We start from the raw sequence: 17,233 nt of genomic DNA, 5'->3' as shown, positions 1-17,233 counted from the left end.
CATCGACCCGCCGGACAAGAAGGACAAAACCGAAACGTGCTGAGCCGACTTGCCCTGAGCGACAAATTTGCCACCGGCTTCGAATGCCTCGGCTCGGAGACCGCCATCAACGGCGTTGCTGGCTGGTGCGATCCGCTGGGCGGACTTTATCTGCCTGATCTGTCGCTGCTGGTCGTCTCGGATTTGCACCTGGAAAAGGGCGCCGCCTTCGCCCGCCGCGGCCGCCTGCTACCGCCCTACGACACCATCGCCACGCTTAAAATCCTGTCCTCTCTGATTACCCGCTATGATCCTAAAATCGTCGTCAGCCTCGGTGATAATTTTCATGATCGCATCGGCTCGCAGCATCTGCCGTTGCCTTTGCGCGATCTCATCAAGGAAATGGCCCGGGGACGCGAATGGATCTGGATCAACGGCAACCACGATCCCGATGGCACGGTGGATTTGCCGGGCTCATCGTCGGATGAAATGTTCTACGGCAACCTCGCCTTCCGGCATGAACCAAAACCGGGCGCATCGCCGGGCGAAATCGCCGGCCACCTCCACCCCGCCGCCACCGTGAGACGCCGCGACAAATCGGTGCGACGCCCATGTTTTGCAACCGATGGCACCCGCATGTTGATGCCAGCCTTTGGCGTGCTCAGCGGCGGTCTGGATTTGCGTCACAAGGCGATGCATGGCCTGTTCGACCATCCGGCGCTGATTGCCCACCTGCTGGGTCGTGACCGGATTTACTCGGTACGATTCAGCAATCTTCTCGGCTAACTAATCCCTGCGGAACAGTAAGCTCGCGCCCCAGCCGGTGACGACCGCCAGCAATACGCATAAAAAGCCATAGACCACAGGCGTCTGGTGCGCTGCATCGGTTATTGCCTGTTCCATACCGGTTTTGACGACGCGAAGACGCAGTTCCTTTTGCGCAATCGGCAGGCCGCTTTTGAAGAGGAAGGCGCGGGCGGTGTGCACGCCATTCGGTACATTGGCGGGCAGACGAAGAGTGGCCCAGAACAGGCCCGTGCGCTCCAGCCGAACGCCCGTCGTGTCGTTGCGATAAATGCCGCTAGAAAGCTTCAGTCGGCGATAGGCATCCTGAAAATCATAGACATTGTCGGGCACGCCGGAAAACACGGCGCTGCGCAACGGTAGATGTTCGACCCCCAGACCCATGGCCTTCAACGTTCCAGCCGTGGCGATGTTGTCGATATTACGGGTGCTGGCCATGGAGTAGGATTCCGGCAGCGGCGCAAAGGTTATGGCGCTGGTGTTGATCCAGATACCTCCGACCCGACTTTTCTTACGCACGGTGGAATAGTCGTTTGGACCTTCCAGCGTCACGACGATGTCGTACTGTCCGATGGCCAGCAGCAACTGGTCGGCATTGTTCAACGCGCCGAACATGGTGAAATCCGCGCCGCGAAAATCGGACGCAATGGAGATTTCGGTCGTCGATGCGCCGATCTCGATGTTTTCCTGAAGGGTGCGGGTCTGGCCGTTCGCATCTGGTAAAATAGCCAGTGGCGGCGTTTGCGCCAGTGCGGTGCCGCACCAGGTGCCGAAGACGGTGGCAATGAAGGCTGTGCGCATCAATAGCCCAACCCTCCGACTGCCACTGAAAACAGGTCTTCCGGTTTTACGATCAGCCCGATGGCTAGTCGTATGCCGACGGCCAGCACCAGAAGCGCCAGCAAGGCTCGCAACTGTTCGCCGCGCAACTTCTGGCCCACGCGCACGCCGTATTGTGCGCCGATCACGCCCGCCAGCATCAGAATGAAGGCGAGCACGATATCGACCGAAAAGTTCGTCGCCGCCTGCACGATGGTCGTGTAGGCGGTGACGAAAATGATCTGGAACAGCGAGGTGCCGACAACGACATTGGTGGGAACGCGCAAGAGGTAGATCATGGCAGGAACCATGATGAAGCCACCACCCACACCCATGATGGAAGTGAGCACGCCGACGCCGAAGCCCAGTGCGATGATCGGAATGACGCTGAGATAGAGCTTCGACTTCTTGAAGCGCATTTTCAGTGGCAGACGGTGCACCCAGTTGTGATGGCCAGGGCGGCGAAGCGTCACGGTTTCATTTCGTGCGGAGCGGCGGATAGCCGAAATGCTTTCCTTCAGCATCAGTGCGCCCACGGTGGAAAGCAGGATCACGTAAAGCAACGAGATGATCAGGTCCAGTTGGCCGATGCTGCGCAGGAGCGTAAACAGCCAAACGCCAACCGTTGCCCCGCACAGGCCACCGATCAGCAGCACCCCTCCGAGCCGCACATCCAAAGTGCCACGCCTGAAGTGGGTGATGGAGCCGGAAACGGAGGAGGCAACAACCTGGTTTGCGCCAGTTGCCACGGCAACGACAGGGGGGATGTTGTAGAAGATCAACAATGGCGTGATGAGAAAACCGCCACCCACGCCGAACATGCCGGACAAAAAGCCCACAGCCGCGCCCATGCCGAGAATGATGAAAATATTCACCGAAAGTTCTGCGATGGGCAGATAGACAGTCACATCAGGACCTCGGGCATGGTTCCGTGCAAAACGGCAAAACCGCCGTTAGGCGGGCTTTTGCCACGAAGGGTGGTATCTCTGTCTGAATGGCGAAGGCAGGAAGCCTTGCGACCTTCATCGGTCATGCCCGTGGTGGGCATACCTGTCAATTACTCAACGGCAAATACGTTGATAATTTGAAAAGATCGGCAAAGAACCCACTTACTTGTTGCGAGCGAGCAATGCGGTGACCAGTTCGTCGGTAATGCGACCATCCGGCGCCTGCCCGATGGACTTCTGAAAGTCCTTGATGGCTGCTACCGTCGTGCGACCAAGCTTGCCGTCCGGTTCACCCGCTTTGAAGCCATTATTGTTGAGAATGGCCTGAATGTTGCGGATCGCCTTCTGCATGTCGACCGAAGACGTCTTGACCTCTTCACCGCCGGCCCATTCGGCTGGCGTGTTGACGGAATTGGATTCGTCATTCAGCGGCGTAACCTGCCATGCATCGACCTTCGCCTTGGCGCTGGCCAGTTGTTCAGGCCGCATGGCCTTTGCCACATCGTCGCGCTTCTGGCCTGCATCAGCATCGCCGTCCCGGGCGGCAATCGCAAACCACTTGTAGGATTCTTCCAGGCTTTGCGAAACGCCGCTGCCACGTGCGTAAAGAATAGCAAGATTGAACTGGCTGTCACGGACGCCGAGGTTCGATGCCTTGATGAACCAGTCGCCCGCCGCCTTGAAATCCGGTGCGCCTGCAGCGTCCGAAGCCAGCAGAACGGCGAGATTGTGCATGGCGCCAGCGTTACCCTGGTCCGCAGCCATCTGATAGTAGCGTTTTGCTTCTGAAAGATTGCGCTCTACGCCGTTTGCTTTCTCGTACATGTTGCCGAGACGGTATTGCGCGGGTGCCAGGCCACGGTCTGCGGCCAGCTTGTACCACTTGGCAGCTTCCGTGCGGTCGGCGGGAACGCCGCGACCATCGGTGTAGCGAGCGCCGATTTCAAACAATGCCTGACGGTCACCCTTGGCCGCTGCATCCGCCAATGACGGCGGTGCAATGCCGGCGGGAACGGTGATGGCCTCTGCCACCCGCAAATCCTGTTGGGTAAATACGGGCGCCTGGACGTCAGCGGGTGAGGCTGCTGGCTGCAAACGTTCAGCGGCACCAGAACTCCGCGATGCAGTTGGCGCAACGATGGTCGGTGTTTCCTGGGGAAGGCGGGCGCCACCGATCGGTCTGGTGTCGATCAAATGTTCACCCTTGTCCGCATCCACTTGCATGCGTTCCCCGGCAGCCTTCGCACTTTCGTCGATCGGGCTTTCGGACGGAATTGTCACCGCTGGTGGTTCGATGCTGGCCAGCTTTGGCTCTGCTGGCAGAGACGGTAGCGCGGATGTCTCTGCGCTCTTAGGCTCTGCGACGACAGGAGTAGGCGTCGTTTCGCCGCCGACCAGGGACTTGATGGCGGGCATCGCCATCATCGCCAGCAGAATGGCACCAATACCCAGCAGCAGCGGACGGCGGTAACGGGAAAGCGCAGAGCCTTCCTGTTCGGCGGCGGCTTTATTGCGCTGGGGGCGGGAGGTAGAGCTTCTGTCCGGCACGCTTTCCTGTGCTGCGGCCTGCGCCGCGCGGCGTGCTGCGGCGATGAAATCGGCACGGTTGTCGCTTTCGCCTGCACCGCTACGGGCCGCTGTCGTCTGGCTGGCGCGCACCCGCTCCAGAATTTTCTTGATATCAGGCGCGCCGGAGCCGGGCTCCAGCAGTTCTGTTTCTATATCGCCCTGCAACACATCCACAGGGTCAAGCGCTGGCGCGGGATCGACCTGCGTCCGTACCTGGACTTCGGTCGTTTTTGCCTCTTCGGTCTTTGCGGCGCTGGACTTGAAGCGACGTGTCAGGCCAGACAGAAGGCCACGTTTTTCCTGCGGTGCAGGTCTTTCGGCTTCCGGTGGCACAAGCATGTCGGTGCCGGATTGGTGGCCTGTCTCGCCTTCGAAAGCGCTATGTTCGTCCTTGGCGATCAATCCACCTTCTGGAAAGGTCGCCGTGGGCATGCGGGCGCCACTGTCATAATCTGCCCACTCACGGTCGGCATCCGGCGTTTGCGAAGAGCGCGATCCGTTGCGGCTATCCAGATTGTCGAGACGTCCGGCAATCTGAACCAGCGTTTCGTGCAGAGCTTCGAACGTGCGGTGCGTGCGTTCTTCGGTGTTGCGGCTCAAACCTTCGAGCTTACGCAGATCATTAGCAAGTTCAGTCAGAATGACCATGTCGGCGCTGTTTGCGGTCTGCGCCAGGTTGTTGCGCGAATGCGCTTCGAGAACGGCCTCCGCCGCCTGCCGGGCCGCTTCGATAATGTATTCGTCGCTTGACGCCATGTATTCTTCGATAGCGGACATGCGCTGGTCGAGTTCCGGAGACATGCCGACACTGTCGGCCGCGACTGGAGCCTTCGTCTCATCCAGCTTTGTGGCAATGTCACTCAAACGGTCTTCAAGTCGCTTGAAAGCCGTATCGTATGACAAAGCCTTTGCAGGCTTGGCTTCGATCTCTTCAATCCGACGCGCGATTTTTTCCAGCCGTTCGGCCAGTTTGTCGTTGACGGCGCCTGTACCGAGTCCATCGATCTTGCGCGAGATATCGGTGAGAAACGATGTCAGTTCAGGTTGGCTGGATGGGCGCTGGGAACGCTCCAGCAGCAGCGAAAGCTGATCGAGGCGTTCACCGAGTTGCGACACGCCACGCTCCGCAGAAAGCTCTTCGATACGGCTCGTCAGTGCATCCAGACGCGCACCCAGGGCATCCGTCGGCTTTTCCGAGGCGTCGTCCTTCAACGTATCGATTTGCGCAGAGAGCGTGTTCAAGCGATTTTCCAAGCGCTCGCCGAGTGCTGGATCGAAGGCGGCAGGGCGGTTTCCGGCAGCAGCGATGGCGCGGCTGATTTCGTCCAGACGCTGATCTAGGCCTGAAAAATGCTCGCTGTAAGCCTGATCATTGGGCTGCATGTGCCTGCCCATATGCTCGACAGCGCTGGCGATGGTCAGCAGCTTTTCTTCGAGAGCACGCACGGTCGTGTTGCCGCTCATGGAGCCAAGCTGGCCTTTGATGTCGTCCAGCCGGTAAGCGAGCGCGACGATTTCTTCCTGAAGCGGGGCCGTGTCGAAACCGCGCAACGTATTGTCCATGGTGTCGAAGCGCTGCTCCATACGGTGCATGCTGTCTTCGCGTGCAACCTGATCCATCAGGTTGCGCAATTCGTCAAATTCGATGCGTAGCGCTTCAGCGTCGGGCGACGTGGCGCCACCCATGCGCTCTATGCTGGCGGCAAGCCGTGCCACGTCCTCGCGAATATCCTCGGCAAAATCCTGATCTTCAGCAAAGGACCTGATGTTGCGCAGTTCAGAGCGCACGCCCTGCATTTCGCGGGCAACGCCTTCTGAAATCTCATGCTTCAGTTCCTGTCGCAGGCTGACAAGCGCCTCGGCCACTTCGCGCAAGGCAGCATCGCTTTGCACGGGTTCTGGGGCTGGGCGCTCGATGCGCGCTGTCGGGCGGGGGCGGGCTGCAGGAATGGCGGTCGAAGCGCGGTAATCGCGTTCGACATAACGGCGGTCCATCTCGCGTTCCGCAGCAAGGTCTGTGCCACGCGGTACATCCGCCTGTTGTCTTTCCCAGCGGGCATCCAGTGCCTGCTGACGTTGGCGAATTTCGTTGACGGGGTCGAAACGGGGTTTGAGGGGAGGTCTCAAGGGGGCAGTTTCGGAGCCTCCGCGACCATTTTCAGGCCGAGCAGGTTTCGCACCCAGCAAATCCTCGATCCGGGCTTCCAGACCTTCGATGGTGCGGTTGAGCGCATCCAGAGACGATCTGTCGTTTTGACGATGGGAATTCGATCGCAATCCGTTCATCTGCCTGCCCGCTTCATCGTTGCCCGGTTGTTTGCTCCACCGGGGACCAAAATGGTCTGGTGAAGCAAAGGTCTTCTGTGTTGATAGTGACTCCACGATTCGACGCGGTCCCTGAACAGGAACAATTGACCAAATGTGGTTAACAAATAGTTAATTAGCGACTTCTGTTTTAATACTTTCTTTAATATTTAGCTTGTGCGAGGCTTGCCCGCTACACGTTAAAATCGTGATAAATGTCGTTTGACGTTTACGCGCACGTCAAATATTGTGGCGTCATGTTAAAGCCGGAGCGGTCCGGCAAACGATGCGGAGGATCATCGGTAATGCCTGTTTACAAGGCCCCAGTACAAGACACACTTTTCATTCTGAATGACGTGCTCGGCATCGAGCGCTATAACAATCTACCCGGCTTCGAAGATGCAACGCCCGATATGATCGAGGCGATCACCGGCGAAGCGGCAAAGCTTGCCGAAGAACAGCTGTTCCCGCTGAACCTGTCTGGCGATCAACAGGGCTGCAAGCGCGCCGAAGACGGTTCGGTGTCGGTGCCGGATGGTTTCAAGCAGGCTTACGACGCCTATTGCGAAGGCGGCTGGACCGGCTTGGCCGTACCGCCGGAATATGGCGGGCAGGGGCTTCCCTACACGCTGCACGCGGCCATCGGCGAATATATGTCGTCGGCCAACCTGTCGCTGATGATGTATCCCGGCCTGACGCAGGGCGCGATTGCCGCTGTTCTGGCGCATGGTTCCGAAGAGCAGAAGCAGACCTATCTGCCGAATATGATTGAGGGAACATGGTCCGGCACCATGAACCTGACCGAGCCACATTGCGGCACCGATCTTGGTCTTCTGCGCACCAAAGCCGTGCCGCAGGGCGATGGTTCCTATAAGATTTCCGGCCAGAAGATTTTCATCTCGGCTGGCGAACACTCCATGACCAGCAACATCATCCATCTGGTTCTCGCCCGCATCGAAGGCGCACCAGAGGGGACCAAGGGAATTTCGCTGTTCATCGTGCCGAAGTTTCTCGTCAATGACGATGGTTCTGTGGGCGCCCGCAACGGCGTTATCTGCGGCGCGCTCGAACACAAGATGGGCATTCACGGTAACTCCACCTGCGTCATGAATTACGATGACGCAACCGGCTACCTCATCGGCGCGGAGAACAAGGGCCTTTCGGCCATGTTCGTGATGATGAACGAAGCCCGCCTCGGCGTTGGCCTGCAAGGCCTCTCGGTCGGTGAAATCGCCTATCAGAACGCCGTGGAATATGCTCGCGAACGCATTCAGGGCCGTTCTCTCTCTGGCGCCAAGGCTCCTGAGAAGAAGGCGGACCCGATCATCGTGCACCCGGATATCCGTCGCACGCTGATGACCATCAAAGCCTACAATGAAGCAGGCCGCGCCTTCCTTCTCTGGACCGCGCTCCAATCGGACATCGCCCACCGCGCAACCGACGAGAAGGAACGTCAGGCAGCAAACGATCTGCTCGGCCTCGTCACGCCAATCCTCAAGGGAGTGCTGACCGACAAGGGCTTCGACCACGCCGTCATGGCGCAGCAGGTCTTCGGCGGCCACGGCTATATCGAAGAACACGGCATGAGTCAGTATGTTCGCGATGCCCGCATCACCATGATCTATGAGGGTGCCAACGGTATTCAGGCGCTGGATCTCGTCGGTCGCAAGCTGGGCCTCAATGGTGGTCGTGCCGTGATGGCACTCTTCAAGGAAATCGGTGATTTCTGCGAGGAAAATCGCGCCGATGAAAGCCTCACGCTTTACACCAAGGGCCTCAAGAAAGGCCTGAACGACCTGCAGGCCGCGACCATGTGGTTCATGCAGCATGCGATGGCCAAACCTGACAATGCCGGTGCCGGTTCGACCGATTACATGCACCTCTTCGGCCTTGTCGTCCTGGGTTACATGCAGGCCCGCATGGCAAAGGCTGCACAGGCTGCGTTGTCTTCGGGTAGTGCGTCGGATGAGCAGTACCTCAAAACCAAGCTGGTCACGGCCAAGTTCTTCATGGAGCGTATTCTGCCGGAGACGGCACTGCGCAAGACCCGCATCGAAGCAGGTGCCGATACGATGATGGAACTGGCTGCGGAAGCGTTTTAATGTCGCAGCAAGAGGTAACCCCTCACCTAGAAAATCTACGACTTAGCAAAAGCTAATATGGTGATTTTCTTACCTCTCCCACAAGGGGAGAGGTAACCCGGAGCGGGCGCGGCACCCTTATCTCTCCCCTTGTGGGAGAGAAAGCGATTTCGAAATCTTAGCCGCAGGCTAAGTTTCAGAAATCGCAAGTGAGGGGTCGCCTTGCGCCACCCGAAAGTTTCAAGGCGCCAAAACGCCGACAGGGAGATGAGAAATGACTGACGTTTATATCTATGATCACGTCCGCACCCCGCGCGGGCGCGGCAAGAAGGATGGTTCGCTGCACGAAGTGCCGTCCGTTCGCTTGGCCGCCAAGACGCTGGAAGCGATCCGTGATCGCAATGGGCTTGATACCGCAACCGTCGACGACATCATCATGGGTTGCGTCGATCCTGTCATGGATGCCGGTGCCGTCATCGCCAAGGGTGCCGCCTTCGAGGCCGGTTATTCCACCAAGGCACCAGGCATGCAGATTTCTCGCTTCTGCGCCTCGGGTTTGGACGCCATCAATTTCGCAGCCGGAAAGATCGCAGCCGGTGCTGATGAGATCGTCATCGCTGGCGGTGTGGAAAGCATGTCGCGCGTTGGCATGGGCATGTCCGGCGGTGCATGGTACATGGACCCGTCCGTCAGCTTCCCGGCCTATTTCATGCCGCAGGGCGTATCTGCCGACCTCATTGCCACCAAATACGGCTTTACCCGTGATGACGTGGACGCCTTCGCTGTCGAAAGCCAGAAGCGCGCCGCCCACGCCTGGGAAAACGGCTACTTCAAGAATTCCGTCATTCCGGTAAAGGACCAAAACGGTATCACCATTCTTGACCGTGATGAACATATGCGCCCCGGCACGGATATGCAGGCGCTGGCCTCGCTCAACGCATCCTTCCAGATGCCGGGCGAAATGGGCGGCTTCGAAGCCGTCGGCATCATGGCGCATCCAGAGATTGAACGCATCAATTACGTCCACCATGCGGGCAACTCATCCGGCATCGTTGATGGTGCCGCTGCCGTACTTGTTGGCTCCAAGGCTGGCGGCGAGAGCATGGGCCTGAAACCTCGCGCCCGCATCCGCTTCTTCGCCAATATCGGCTCCGACCCGGCGCTAATGCTGACCGGCCCCGTGGACGTCACCGAAAAGCTTCTGGCCAAGACCGGTATGTCGATTGCCGATATCGACCTCTTCGAACTCAACGAAGCCTTCGCCGCCGTCGTGCTGCGCTACCTTCAGGCCTTCGACATCAGCCACGACAAGATGAACGTCAATGGCGGCGCGATTGCCATGGGCCACCCGTTGGGTGCCACCGGCGCGATGATCCTTGGCACGGTTCTGGACGAGCTGGAACGCCGCGATCTCAACACCGCGCTGGTCACGCTCTGCATTGGTGCAGGCATGGGTACGGCGACGGTTATCGAGCGGGTTTGATTGAGGCGACGAGCATGGCGGGCTATCAAAACGAGACGAAGCGCCACTTCCAGACGAGGCAACTCGACAAGGACATGGCCGAGGCTGCTGAAGCAGCCGGTCACGTTACGCCTGCCGAAAGCCACGCACGGATGAAAGCAGAGGGGCGAGGACTGATTATCGTTCTTGCTCTGCTTTTCGTTCTGCTTTGCTACCTGCTCGGCGTCTTCGGTTAGCACAAGAAATTCAGGGAAGAGGAATCCCAATATGAGCACTTACACCAATTTTACCATCCAAACAGACGCAGACGGCATTGCCCTCGTCACTTGGGATATGCCGGAAAAATCCATGAACGTCTTTACGGCGGAGGTCATGGAAGAGCTGAACGCTATTGTTGACGCGACGGTGGCGGATGCTGTGGTCAAGGGCGTTGTCTTCACGTCAGGCAAGAGCAGCTTTTCCGGCGGCGCGGATTTGTCGATGATCAAGTCCATGTTCTCTTTCTACAATGAAGAGAAAGCGAAGAACCCGGATGAAGCGTCCAAGAAGCTGTTCGATCTCGTCGGCAAGATGAACGGTCTTTTCCGCAAGATCGAGACCAACGGCAAGCCTTGGGTTTCCGCCATCAACGGCACCTGCATGGGCGGCGCGCTGGAACTGTCTCTGGCTTGCCATGGCCGTGTGGCTTCCAACGCAAAGAGTGTCAAGCTGGCGCTGCCGGAAATCAAGGTCGGCATCTTCCCCGGTGCCGGTGGCACGCAGCGCGTTTCGCGCCTCACAGATGCACAATCCGCGCTTCAGATGATGACGACCGGCCAGTCGCTGACGGCCAGTCGCGCCAAGTCCATGAACCTCGTCCATCAGGTGGTGGAGCCGGATCAGCTGATCTCCGCCGCCAAGCAGATGATCAAGGACGGCCTGAAACCCGTTGCCCCCTGGGATGAAAAGGGCTTCAAGGCCCCCGGCGGCGGCATCTGGACACCGGCTGCCGCCCAGCTTTGGCCCGCAGCCCCGGCAATCCTGCGTCGCGAAAGCGCTGGCAATTATCCGGCAGCCCTCGCCATTCTCAAATGCGTCTACGAAGGCCTGCAATTGCCTTTCGACACCGCCCTGAAGGTTGAGCAGCGCTATTTCACGGAAATCCTTCGCTCGAAAGAAGCGTTTGCGATGATCCGCTCGCTGTTCATTTCCATGCAGGAACTGGGCAAGGGTGCCCGCCGTCCGGCTGGTCAGCCGAAGAGTGATCTGAAACATGTCGGCATCGTCGGAGCGGGCTTCATGGGCGCGTCCATCGCTTACGTCACCGCCGTTGCTGGTCTCGATGTGACCCTCATCGATCGTGATGACGAAGCCGCCGCCAAGGGCAAGACCACCTGCGAAGGTCTGGTCAAGGACAGCGTCGGCAAGGGCCGCATGACGCAGGAAGAGGGTGCCGCCATCCTCGCCCGCATCACCCCAAGCTCCGATTATGCCTCGCTGAAAACCGCAAACCTCGTCATCGAAGCCGTGTTCGAAGACCGCGATGTGAAGAAGGCCGTGATCGAGGCTGTCGAAGCCGTGCTACCCGAAGGTGCCATCTTCGCCTCCAACACCTCCACTTTGCCCATCACCGGTCTTGCGCAGAATTCCAAGCGCCCATCCGATTTCATCGGCATCCACTTCTTCTCGCCAGTCGAAAAGATGATGCTGACGGAAGTCATTCTCGGCGAGGAAACGGGTGACAAGGCGCTGGCCGTGGCGCTTGATTATGTCGCGAAAATCAAGAAGACACCAATCGTCGTCAACGACACGCGCGGCTTCTTCGTCAATCGCTGCGTACTGCGCTACATGGCCGAAAGCTATGACATGCTGATCGAAGGCGTGCCTGCGCCCATGATTGAAAATGCCGCGAAATTCGCCGGCATGCCGGTGGGACCACTGGCGCTGAACGACGAAGTCGCCATCGACCTATCCTACAAGATCCTCAAGGCCACCGTCGCCGATCTCGGTGAGAAATCTGTCGATCCGCGGCATATGGAACTGGTCAAGAAGCTGGTGGAAGGCGAGGGCCGCTTTGGCCGCAAGAACGCCAAGGGCTTTTACGATTATCCGGCAAAGCCTGCGAAGAAGTCTCTCTGGCCCGGCCTCAAAGACCTCTACCCGCAGAAGAAGCCTGAAGATGTGGATATGGACGTACTGAAACAGCGCTTCCTCGTCACCATCGCTCTGGAGGCAGCCCGCACGGTCGAAGAAGGCATCGTCACCGATCCGCGCGAAGCCGATGTCGGCTCCATCCTCGGCTTCGGTTTTGCGCCCTACACCGGCGGTGCGCTGTCCTACATCGACGGCATGGGCGTGAAGACGTTCGTTGAACTGGCGGAAAAACTGAGCCAGAGCTACGGCCCGCACTTCGCACCGACACCATTGCTCAAAGATATGGCCGCCAAGGGTGAAACCTTCTACGGCAGGTTCGATCCTTATGGGGTTGCTGCAAAAGCTGCGTGAGATCAAAATCAATAAACCGACAACAGGCCCTCCGTGGCCTGTTTTTTTAATGCTTTATTTCCGCAATAATTGATAATTGTTGGACGATGTATAATTCGAGAAATTTTTACATGGATGAACGGCGTATGGCCTGTTAACTCTGGTCATCGCATTCTTCATTACTTGGGATTATTTGGGTGACAGAATAACGACTTTTCCTCTATACCAAATTTGGCAACGGGTGAGGCACCATTGCTACCCCGATAGTGCGCGCCTCGACCCTAGAGGACTTCCCAATGAAAAGAACCATTCTGGCTGCGGCCATCGTCCTGGCGCCGTTTTTTGCTCAGGCCGAAACACTCAAGTTTCCCAGTGATGCGCCTATCGCATCAGTAAAAATCCCTGATGACTGGGAGCCGAAGGAAACTGAATCCGGCATTGACGCCACATCGCCTGATGCCGCGATCTACTTTTCCATCGATGTTGCCAGCGACAAGACGATGGACAAAGTCATCGACGACGCCATCAAGTTTCTTACGGACAATGGCGTCGAGATTGATGCGAATTCGCAATCCGACTCTGGGGATGTCGAAATCAACGGCATGAAGTTCGGTAGCATCGAGTTCGACGGCAAGGATGCAGACGGTCCTGTGGAGGTCTCTCTCGGCTTTGCCTCCCCGAAGGATGGCAAAATGCTGGTCGTGACCTATTGGGGCACGAAAGCCACGCAGGATGCGCACCATAAGGAACTCGTCGGCATTCTGCAGTCGTTGAAGCCAGCAAAGTAGTCACTTTGGTTGCCATACGTCGGGCTTAGTTAAAGCCTTAATTCGCAGCTGTGTCCTGTTGAGCAAAACCCTGCATCCTTTTCCGTCTTTCTGCGTTTGCAATTTATCATCCGGCCGCAACTTTTGCGACCGGACGCGCAAATAAGAGGAAAATTGTATGAGGGCGCCAATACGTTCCCACGGTTTCGACAAGCCGTCAGACCTTGAAGACGAACTTTCTCAACTGGATGATGACGTGAAAGCAATAGCAAACAAACCCGCCGCCCGTGCCAAGCCGCCGGAAAAATCCAAGATAGATGCCTCTCTACGCAAAGAGGTGGACGAGTTGCGGCGGGAAGTGGATTCCATTCGTAAGCAAGTGGAAAAGCTAAAGGCCGCGCGTTCCAGCGCCTCGCAGCTTGGTTCATCCCATCAGCGTCATAGCGCCGATTTCGCTAACTGGCTTCCTGTGGTCCGCTCTGTCGCGATAACCTCACTGGCGGGTCGCATTTTTGCATCCTCGCCCATCATGGCGCTGCTTGTTGCAGCAGTCCCTTTCGCGCTGGGTTTGTCTGCAGGGTCAAAGTAAGAAAGTCATCCGTCGGCGTACATGAAATACGACCCGGCACTTGTGCCGGGGCTTCTCGCCCGATCTAGAAACAAAACGGCGCATCTTTTGACCATCCAAAGGTACCGCCAAAAAACTGTCAAAAAAGTTGCGGCGGGCGCTTGCCATGGCCGAACAAGATGTTATAACCCCGCTCACTTCCGGGGCAGAATGCTTCTCCGGCGCTTACCAAAAGCGAAGGTTCTACATGGACCTGCAGTGCCCGAATAGCTCAGTTGGTAGAGCAGCGGATTGAAAATCCGCGTGTCGGTGGTTCAAATCCGCCTTCGGGCACCATTTTTATTTCTAGGGTCACGATGTTTACACGAGGCGCTTCATTGAGTCGCGTACCTTGGCTCACGCCTGAGTAACGGGCTGATTGCGACCGTGTTGTTGGATCGCCTTGAGATGCGCCGTTGTTTCTGTGTTTGAAACAAAAGATGTGTGCGGGTCGGCGATTTGTGTCGCAGAAAATCTGCTGTTGAATGTCTGGGCGCTTACTGCTCCCTAGCTGTCATTCTTCGTATAGTTCACCAGCAGAGGTAATGATCTGCCATTTGCCTTCGACGTTACTCATGGACAGAAGGCGGCTTTCGTCGGGCAGCACGGAGCCGATCTGGACAAGGAACATTCCTGATTTGTCTTCGATGAGCGCGCGGCCGTTTGAGACGTGGAGAAGTTTAAAGCGCGTGCCACCGGGGAACGGTTGGGATTTGCCGTCGGTATTTGCGTTCTGAGCTTCGCCCGTCGTCTGTACCGTTGCAGTCGTCAGCGCGTCGATATCCGGTTTTGCCACGTCTGTGCGCCCATCTGAGGTCACCCCCTCATCGACGTGGGGAACGACAGCCATCACGCCACCACCGTCCTTTTGCGGCATGTTTTTCAACGCTTCCCAACCGGTGCCGCTGATACCGAATTTTTCAGGGTTGAAGAAAACATACCACGGCAGGGCGGCTGCGGTCGCAGCAACAACGATCAAGCTGCCCGTCAGCATCCGGTCGAAATCCCGGATGGACCTCTTTTTTCCGGCGTCGCGTTCTGATTTTTGCTTCATGAATTTCATCGTCATGGCCCCCGTCGCTGGACCGGCGCTGGCTGATTGTTACCCGGTGCGTTTCTCAATGCGTTCGCCAGTTCGGCGTAGGCGTCTATGACCGTGCGGTCGCCGGGAGATTGCTTGAGCACGTCGTAGACGAACGGCACCTGTTTGACGGCCATGTCGAGTTCGGCGTCGACCCCGGGACGATAACCACCGATCAGGCGCAGGTCCTTGGTTTCTTCATAGTTGTGAATCAATGACTTCAACCGAGACACTAGCTTTTGCTGATCCGCTGTCCACGCCTTGTGAGACAACCGAGAAATCGACGCCAGTGGATTGATAGGCGGATATCTGCCCTCATCGGCAAGGGAGCGGTCCAGAACGATATGGCCGTCGAGAATGCCGCGGGTCGAGTCGGCAATTGGGTCGTTATGGTTGTCACCATCGACCAGAATGGAGATGATCGCAGTGACCGTTCCGGTTCCCTCTGCGCCAGGCCCTGCGCGCTCAAGCAATTTAGGCAGTTCGGTGAAAACCGAAGCCGGATAGCCACGCGCAATCGGGGGCTCGCCAGCAGCAATCGCGACCTCGCGAATGGCGTGGGCAAATCGCGTGATACTGTCGGCAATGAAAAGAACGTTTTCGCCCTTGTCGCGAAAATGTTCGGCAATCGTCATGGCGACGAGCGGAGCCATCTTTCGCAGCATCGGGCTTTCATCGCTTGTGGCGACAATTGCAATGGATTTTTTCATGTTGTCACCGAGTGTATCCTCGATGAATTCGCGCACTTCGCGACCACGTTCGCCGACCAGAGCAATGACGACCTTGTCGAAGGCGTCGGCTCGGGCGAGCATGGACAGCAACGTCGATTTACCCACGCCGGATCCTGCAAAAATGCCCAGACGCTGGCCGAAGCAAAGCGGTGTGAAAATGTCGATGGCTTTCACGCCAGTGCGGAAACCCGTGACCACACGGCTGCGCGTCATGGACGGCGGCGGCAGCGTGTTGACGGAGCGATTTTTCGGTCCCTTCAGCAAAGGGCCCTTATTGTCGATGGGCTTGCACAGGGAGTTGATCGTGCGACCGCACCAGCTGTCATCCGGCTGCACACGAAATTCACCTTCGCGCAGGACTATGTCATTGACGCCGATTGGATCACCCGGTTCGATGGGGCAGACGTAGATCAAATCCGGCTCGACGCGAACCACTTCTCCCAAATGCAGTCCTGTCGTGCTCTTATGCACCACGAATTCGCAAAGACGGACATGCTCGGAGAGGCCGCTGACGGTGTAGTGGCCTGCTGCGATGGTTCTTACCCGTCCGCCCCGCGAAACTGGCGTGCCGGACGCAGCCTGCGCTTCCATCATGCGGGCCAGCGCATCCAGCTTGGAAAAGACATTCGTTGCCGGTTGAACCGGCGGCTGGGGAGGGGTCTCGATCAGGGTTTCCATCTACATCAAACGCCGCTTACTGCCCGCCGCCAAGGGTGCGGATGGCCTGGGAAAATGAATCCTCGGTGGATTTCATCAGCGAAGAAATACCTTCGAACGCGCGGTTTACCTGGACAAGCTGCGTCATCTGGCTGATTGCGTTGACGTTTGACTGCTCGACGTAACCCTGCATGACCCCGACTGCGGACGTATCAACAACGGGCTGCGGTGCTTCCGAGAAAATCACGCCGCTATTTTCGTAGCGGACGAATCCTTTTTTGGCGTCTGCGGTATAAAGGCCTAGCTGCGCAATTGTTGCACCGTTTTGAAGAATACGCCCATCGGAACCAACCGTCGGCTCGCCCGCTGCGGGATTGAGCTGGATAGGCGCGCCGCCAGCATCCAGAACCGGATAACCCTGCGTGGAGACAAGCTCTCCCGTTACAGCCATGGAGAAGCGGCCGTCACGCGTCATAACCTGACCGGCAGGCGTGTCGATCGCAAACCAGCCGTCACCCTTGACGGCAAAGTCGAAGGAGTTGCCGGTCCGGATCATTTCACCGTTGCGGGTGGAAAGATAATCGCTGCCCTGTGTAACAAAGGCGATGTCGGCCTTGAGATCGTTCCGCGTCTGGCTCATGACCTGGTCGAACTTCACTTCCGTACCGCGAAAGCCGACCGTATTCATGTTGGCAATATTGTCTGCGATAGTGGTGAGGCGACGTTCCAAGGCGATCTGGGAGGAAATGCCGACGTAAATACCAGATTGCATGTTGGTCTCCTGTCCGAATTCTAGAGCGAGGGCGCGCTCTGACACTGCAGAACCCTCATGTTTTCACTGAAACTAAGGATGCTTGCTTGTGCGAAGCTTTTGAGCCCGGACATATATAAGAGACTGAACATCGCCGTGAGGGCTGGATGCGACTTGCCACCCTTGCGGGATAAAGTCGGCAACACCTGCC

At 57.6% G+C, this 17,233-nt stretch carries 13 protein-coding genes and 1 tRNA gene; 8 read left to right on the top strand and 6 right to left on the bottom strand.

Features of this window, described 5'->3' with window-relative positions; translation table 11 throughout:
* The first annotated feature begins 36 nt into the window (after positions 1-36).
* Positions 37-765: a ligase-associated DNA damage response endonuclease PdeM gene (gene pdeM / locus ATO67_RS11795; RefSeq protein WP_067649082.1), complete on the top strand. Its 729-nt coding sequence runs from the start codon at positions 37-39 to the stop codon at positions 763-765.
* On the opposite strand, the gene ATO67_RS11790 is transcribed toward pdeM, so the two are convergent.
* The 3 genes from ATO67_RS11790 to ATO67_RS11780 all read right to left on the bottom strand — a co-directional run bounded on the left by ATO67_RS11790 (position 766) and on the right by ATO67_RS11780 (position 6,404).
* The gene (locus tag ATO67_RS11790) at positions 766-1,584 is read right to left on the bottom strand and encodes a TIGR02186 family protein (RefSeq protein ID WP_067648838.1); all 819 of its coding nucleotides are present in this window, start codon (positions 1,582-1,584) and stop codon (positions 766-768) included. It abuts the gene before it with no gap.
* Positions 1,584-2,510, bottom strand: a complete 927-nt coding sequence (locus ATO67_RS11785) for a sulfite exporter TauE/SafE family protein (RefSeq protein ID WP_067648835.1) — start codon at positions 2,508-2,510, stop codon at positions 1,584-1,586. Before ATO67_RS11785 ends, ATO67_RS11790 begins: the two co-directional genes overlap by 1 nt.
* A 201-nt stretch (positions 2,511-2,711) precedes the next feature.
* Complete coding sequence (locus ATO67_RS11780; protein ID WP_067648832.1) at positions 2,712-6,404, bottom strand: peptidoglycan-binding protein; 3,693 nt, start codon at positions 6,402-6,404, stop codon at positions 2,712-2,714.
* 323 nt (positions 6,405-6,727) lie between these two features.
* On the opposite strand from ATO67_RS11780, the gene ATO67_RS11775 reads away from it, so the two are divergent.
* The 7 genes from ATO67_RS11775 to ATO67_RS11745 all read left to right on the top strand — a co-directional run bounded on the left by ATO67_RS11775 (position 6,728) and on the right by ATO67_RS11745 (position 14,099).
* Positions 6,728-8,524 carry an acyl-CoA dehydrogenase C-terminal domain-containing protein gene (locus ATO67_RS11775; protein ID WP_067648831.1) on the top strand — a complete coding sequence of 599 codons (1,797 nt, stop codon included), beginning with the start codon at positions 6,728-6,730 and terminating at the stop codon, positions 8,522-8,524.
* 253 nt (positions 8,525-8,777) lie between these two features.
* Entirely contained in the window at positions 8,778-9,986 is a 1,209-nt protein-coding gene (locus ATO67_RS11770) for an acetyl-CoA C-acetyltransferase (protein WP_067648830.1), read from the top strand.
* A gap of 14 nt (positions 9,987-10,000) precedes the next feature.
* The gene (locus ATO67_RS11765; RefSeq protein ID WP_067648829.1) at positions 10,001-10,201 is read left to right on the top strand and encodes a hypothetical protein; all 201 of its coding nucleotides are present in this window, start codon (positions 10,001-10,003) and stop codon (positions 10,199-10,201) included.
* A gap of 31 nt (positions 10,202-10,232) precedes the next feature.
* Positions 10,233-12,449 (top strand): FAD-dependent oxidoreductase, encoded by a 2,217-nt coding sequence (locus tag ATO67_RS11760; protein WP_067648828.1) that lies wholly within the window; start codon positions 10,233-10,235, stop codon positions 12,447-12,449.
* A gap of 275 nt (positions 12,450-12,724) precedes the next feature.
* Entirely contained in the window at positions 12,725-13,216 is a 492-nt protein-coding gene (locus ATO67_RS11755; RefSeq protein WP_067648827.1) for a histidine kinase, read from the top strand.
* Between the two features lie 157 nt (positions 13,217-13,373).
* Positions 13,374-13,784 carry a coiled-coil domain-containing protein gene (locus ATO67_RS11750; RefSeq protein WP_067648824.1) on the top strand — a complete coding sequence of 137 codons (411 nt, stop codon included), beginning with the start codon at positions 13,374-13,376 and terminating at the stop codon, positions 13,782-13,784.
* Positions 13,785-14,023: 239 nt separating this feature from the next.
* Positions 14,024-14,099, top strand: a tRNA-Phe gene (locus tag ATO67_RS11745).
* A gap of 217 nt (positions 14,100-14,316) precedes the next feature.
* Here the strand turns inward: ATO67_RS11745 and ATO67_RS11740 are convergent.
* The 3 genes from ATO67_RS11740 to flgF form a co-directional block, all read right to left on the bottom strand.
* Entirely contained in the window at positions 14,317-14,856 is a 540-nt protein-coding gene (locus ATO67_RS11740) for a flagellar protein (protein WP_158667351.1), read from the bottom strand.
* Positions 14,857-14,867: 11 nt separating this feature from the next.
* Entirely contained in the window at positions 14,868-16,208 is a 1,341-nt protein-coding gene (gene fliI, locus ATO67_RS11735; RefSeq protein ID WP_067649079.1) for a flagellar protein export ATPase FliI, read from the bottom strand.
* A gap of 100 nt (positions 16,209-16,308) precedes the next feature.
* A complete protein-coding gene (gene flgF, locus ATO67_RS11730) occupies positions 16,309-17,043 on the bottom strand; it encodes a flagellar basal-body rod protein FlgF (RefSeq protein ID WP_067648818.1) in 735 nt (244 codons plus the stop codon).
* Between the last annotated feature and the right edge of the window lie 190 nt (positions 17,044-17,233).

The sequence above is a fragment of the Agrobacterium bohemicum genome, assembly GCF_001562555.1.
GTDB lineage: Bacteria > Pseudomonadota > Alphaproteobacteria > Rhizobiales > Rhizobiaceae > Agrobacterium > Agrobacterium bohemicum.
The sequence above is the reverse complement of the archived record's forward strand: the minus strand, read 5'-3'. Positions and strand labels throughout refer to the sequence as shown.

Excerpts from the sequence above, each read along its gene's own strand:
- ATO67_RS11765 (WP_067648829.1), top strand. The coding sequence starts at position 10,001 with ATGGCGGGCTATCAAAACGAGACGAAGCGCCACTTCCAGACGAGGCAA.
- flgF (WP_067648818.1), bottom strand. The coding sequence starts at position 17,043 with ATGCAATCTGGTATTTACGTCGGCATTTCCTCCCAGATCGCCTTGGAA.
- ATO67_RS11780 (WP_067648832.1), bottom strand. The coding sequence starts at position 6,404 with ATGAACGGATTGCGATCGAATTCCCATCGTCAAAACGACAGATCGTCT.
- ATO67_RS11760 (WP_067648828.1), top strand. The coding sequence starts at position 10,233 with ATGAGCACTTACACCAATTTTACCATCCAAACAGACGCAGACGGCATT.
- ATO67_RS11740 (WP_158667351.1), bottom strand. The coding sequence starts at position 14,856 with ATGAAGCAAAAATCAGAACGCGACGCCGGAAAAAAGAGGTCCATCCGG.
- ATO67_RS11755 (WP_067648827.1), top strand. The coding sequence starts at position 12,725 with ATGAAAAGAACCATTCTGGCTGCGGCCATCGTCCTGGCGCCGTTTTTT.
- ATO67_RS11750 (WP_067648824.1), top strand. The coding sequence starts at position 13,374 with ATGAGGGCGCCAATACGTTCCCACGGTTTCGACAAGCCGTCAGACCTT.
- fliI (WP_067649079.1), bottom strand. The coding sequence starts at position 16,208 with ATGATGGAAGCGCAGGCTGCGTCCGGCACGCCAGTTTCGCGGGGCGGA.
- ATO67_RS11790 (WP_067648838.1), bottom strand. The coding sequence starts at position 1,584 with ATGCGCACAGCCTTCATTGCCACCGTCTTCGGCACCTGGTGCGGCACC.
- ATO67_RS11770 (WP_067648830.1), top strand. The coding sequence starts at position 8,778 with ATGACTGACGTTTATATCTATGATCACGTCCGCACCCCGCGCGGGCGC.
- ATO67_RS11775 (WP_067648831.1), top strand. The coding sequence starts at position 6,728 with ATGCCTGTTTACAAGGCCCCAGTACAAGACACACTTTTCATTCTGAAT.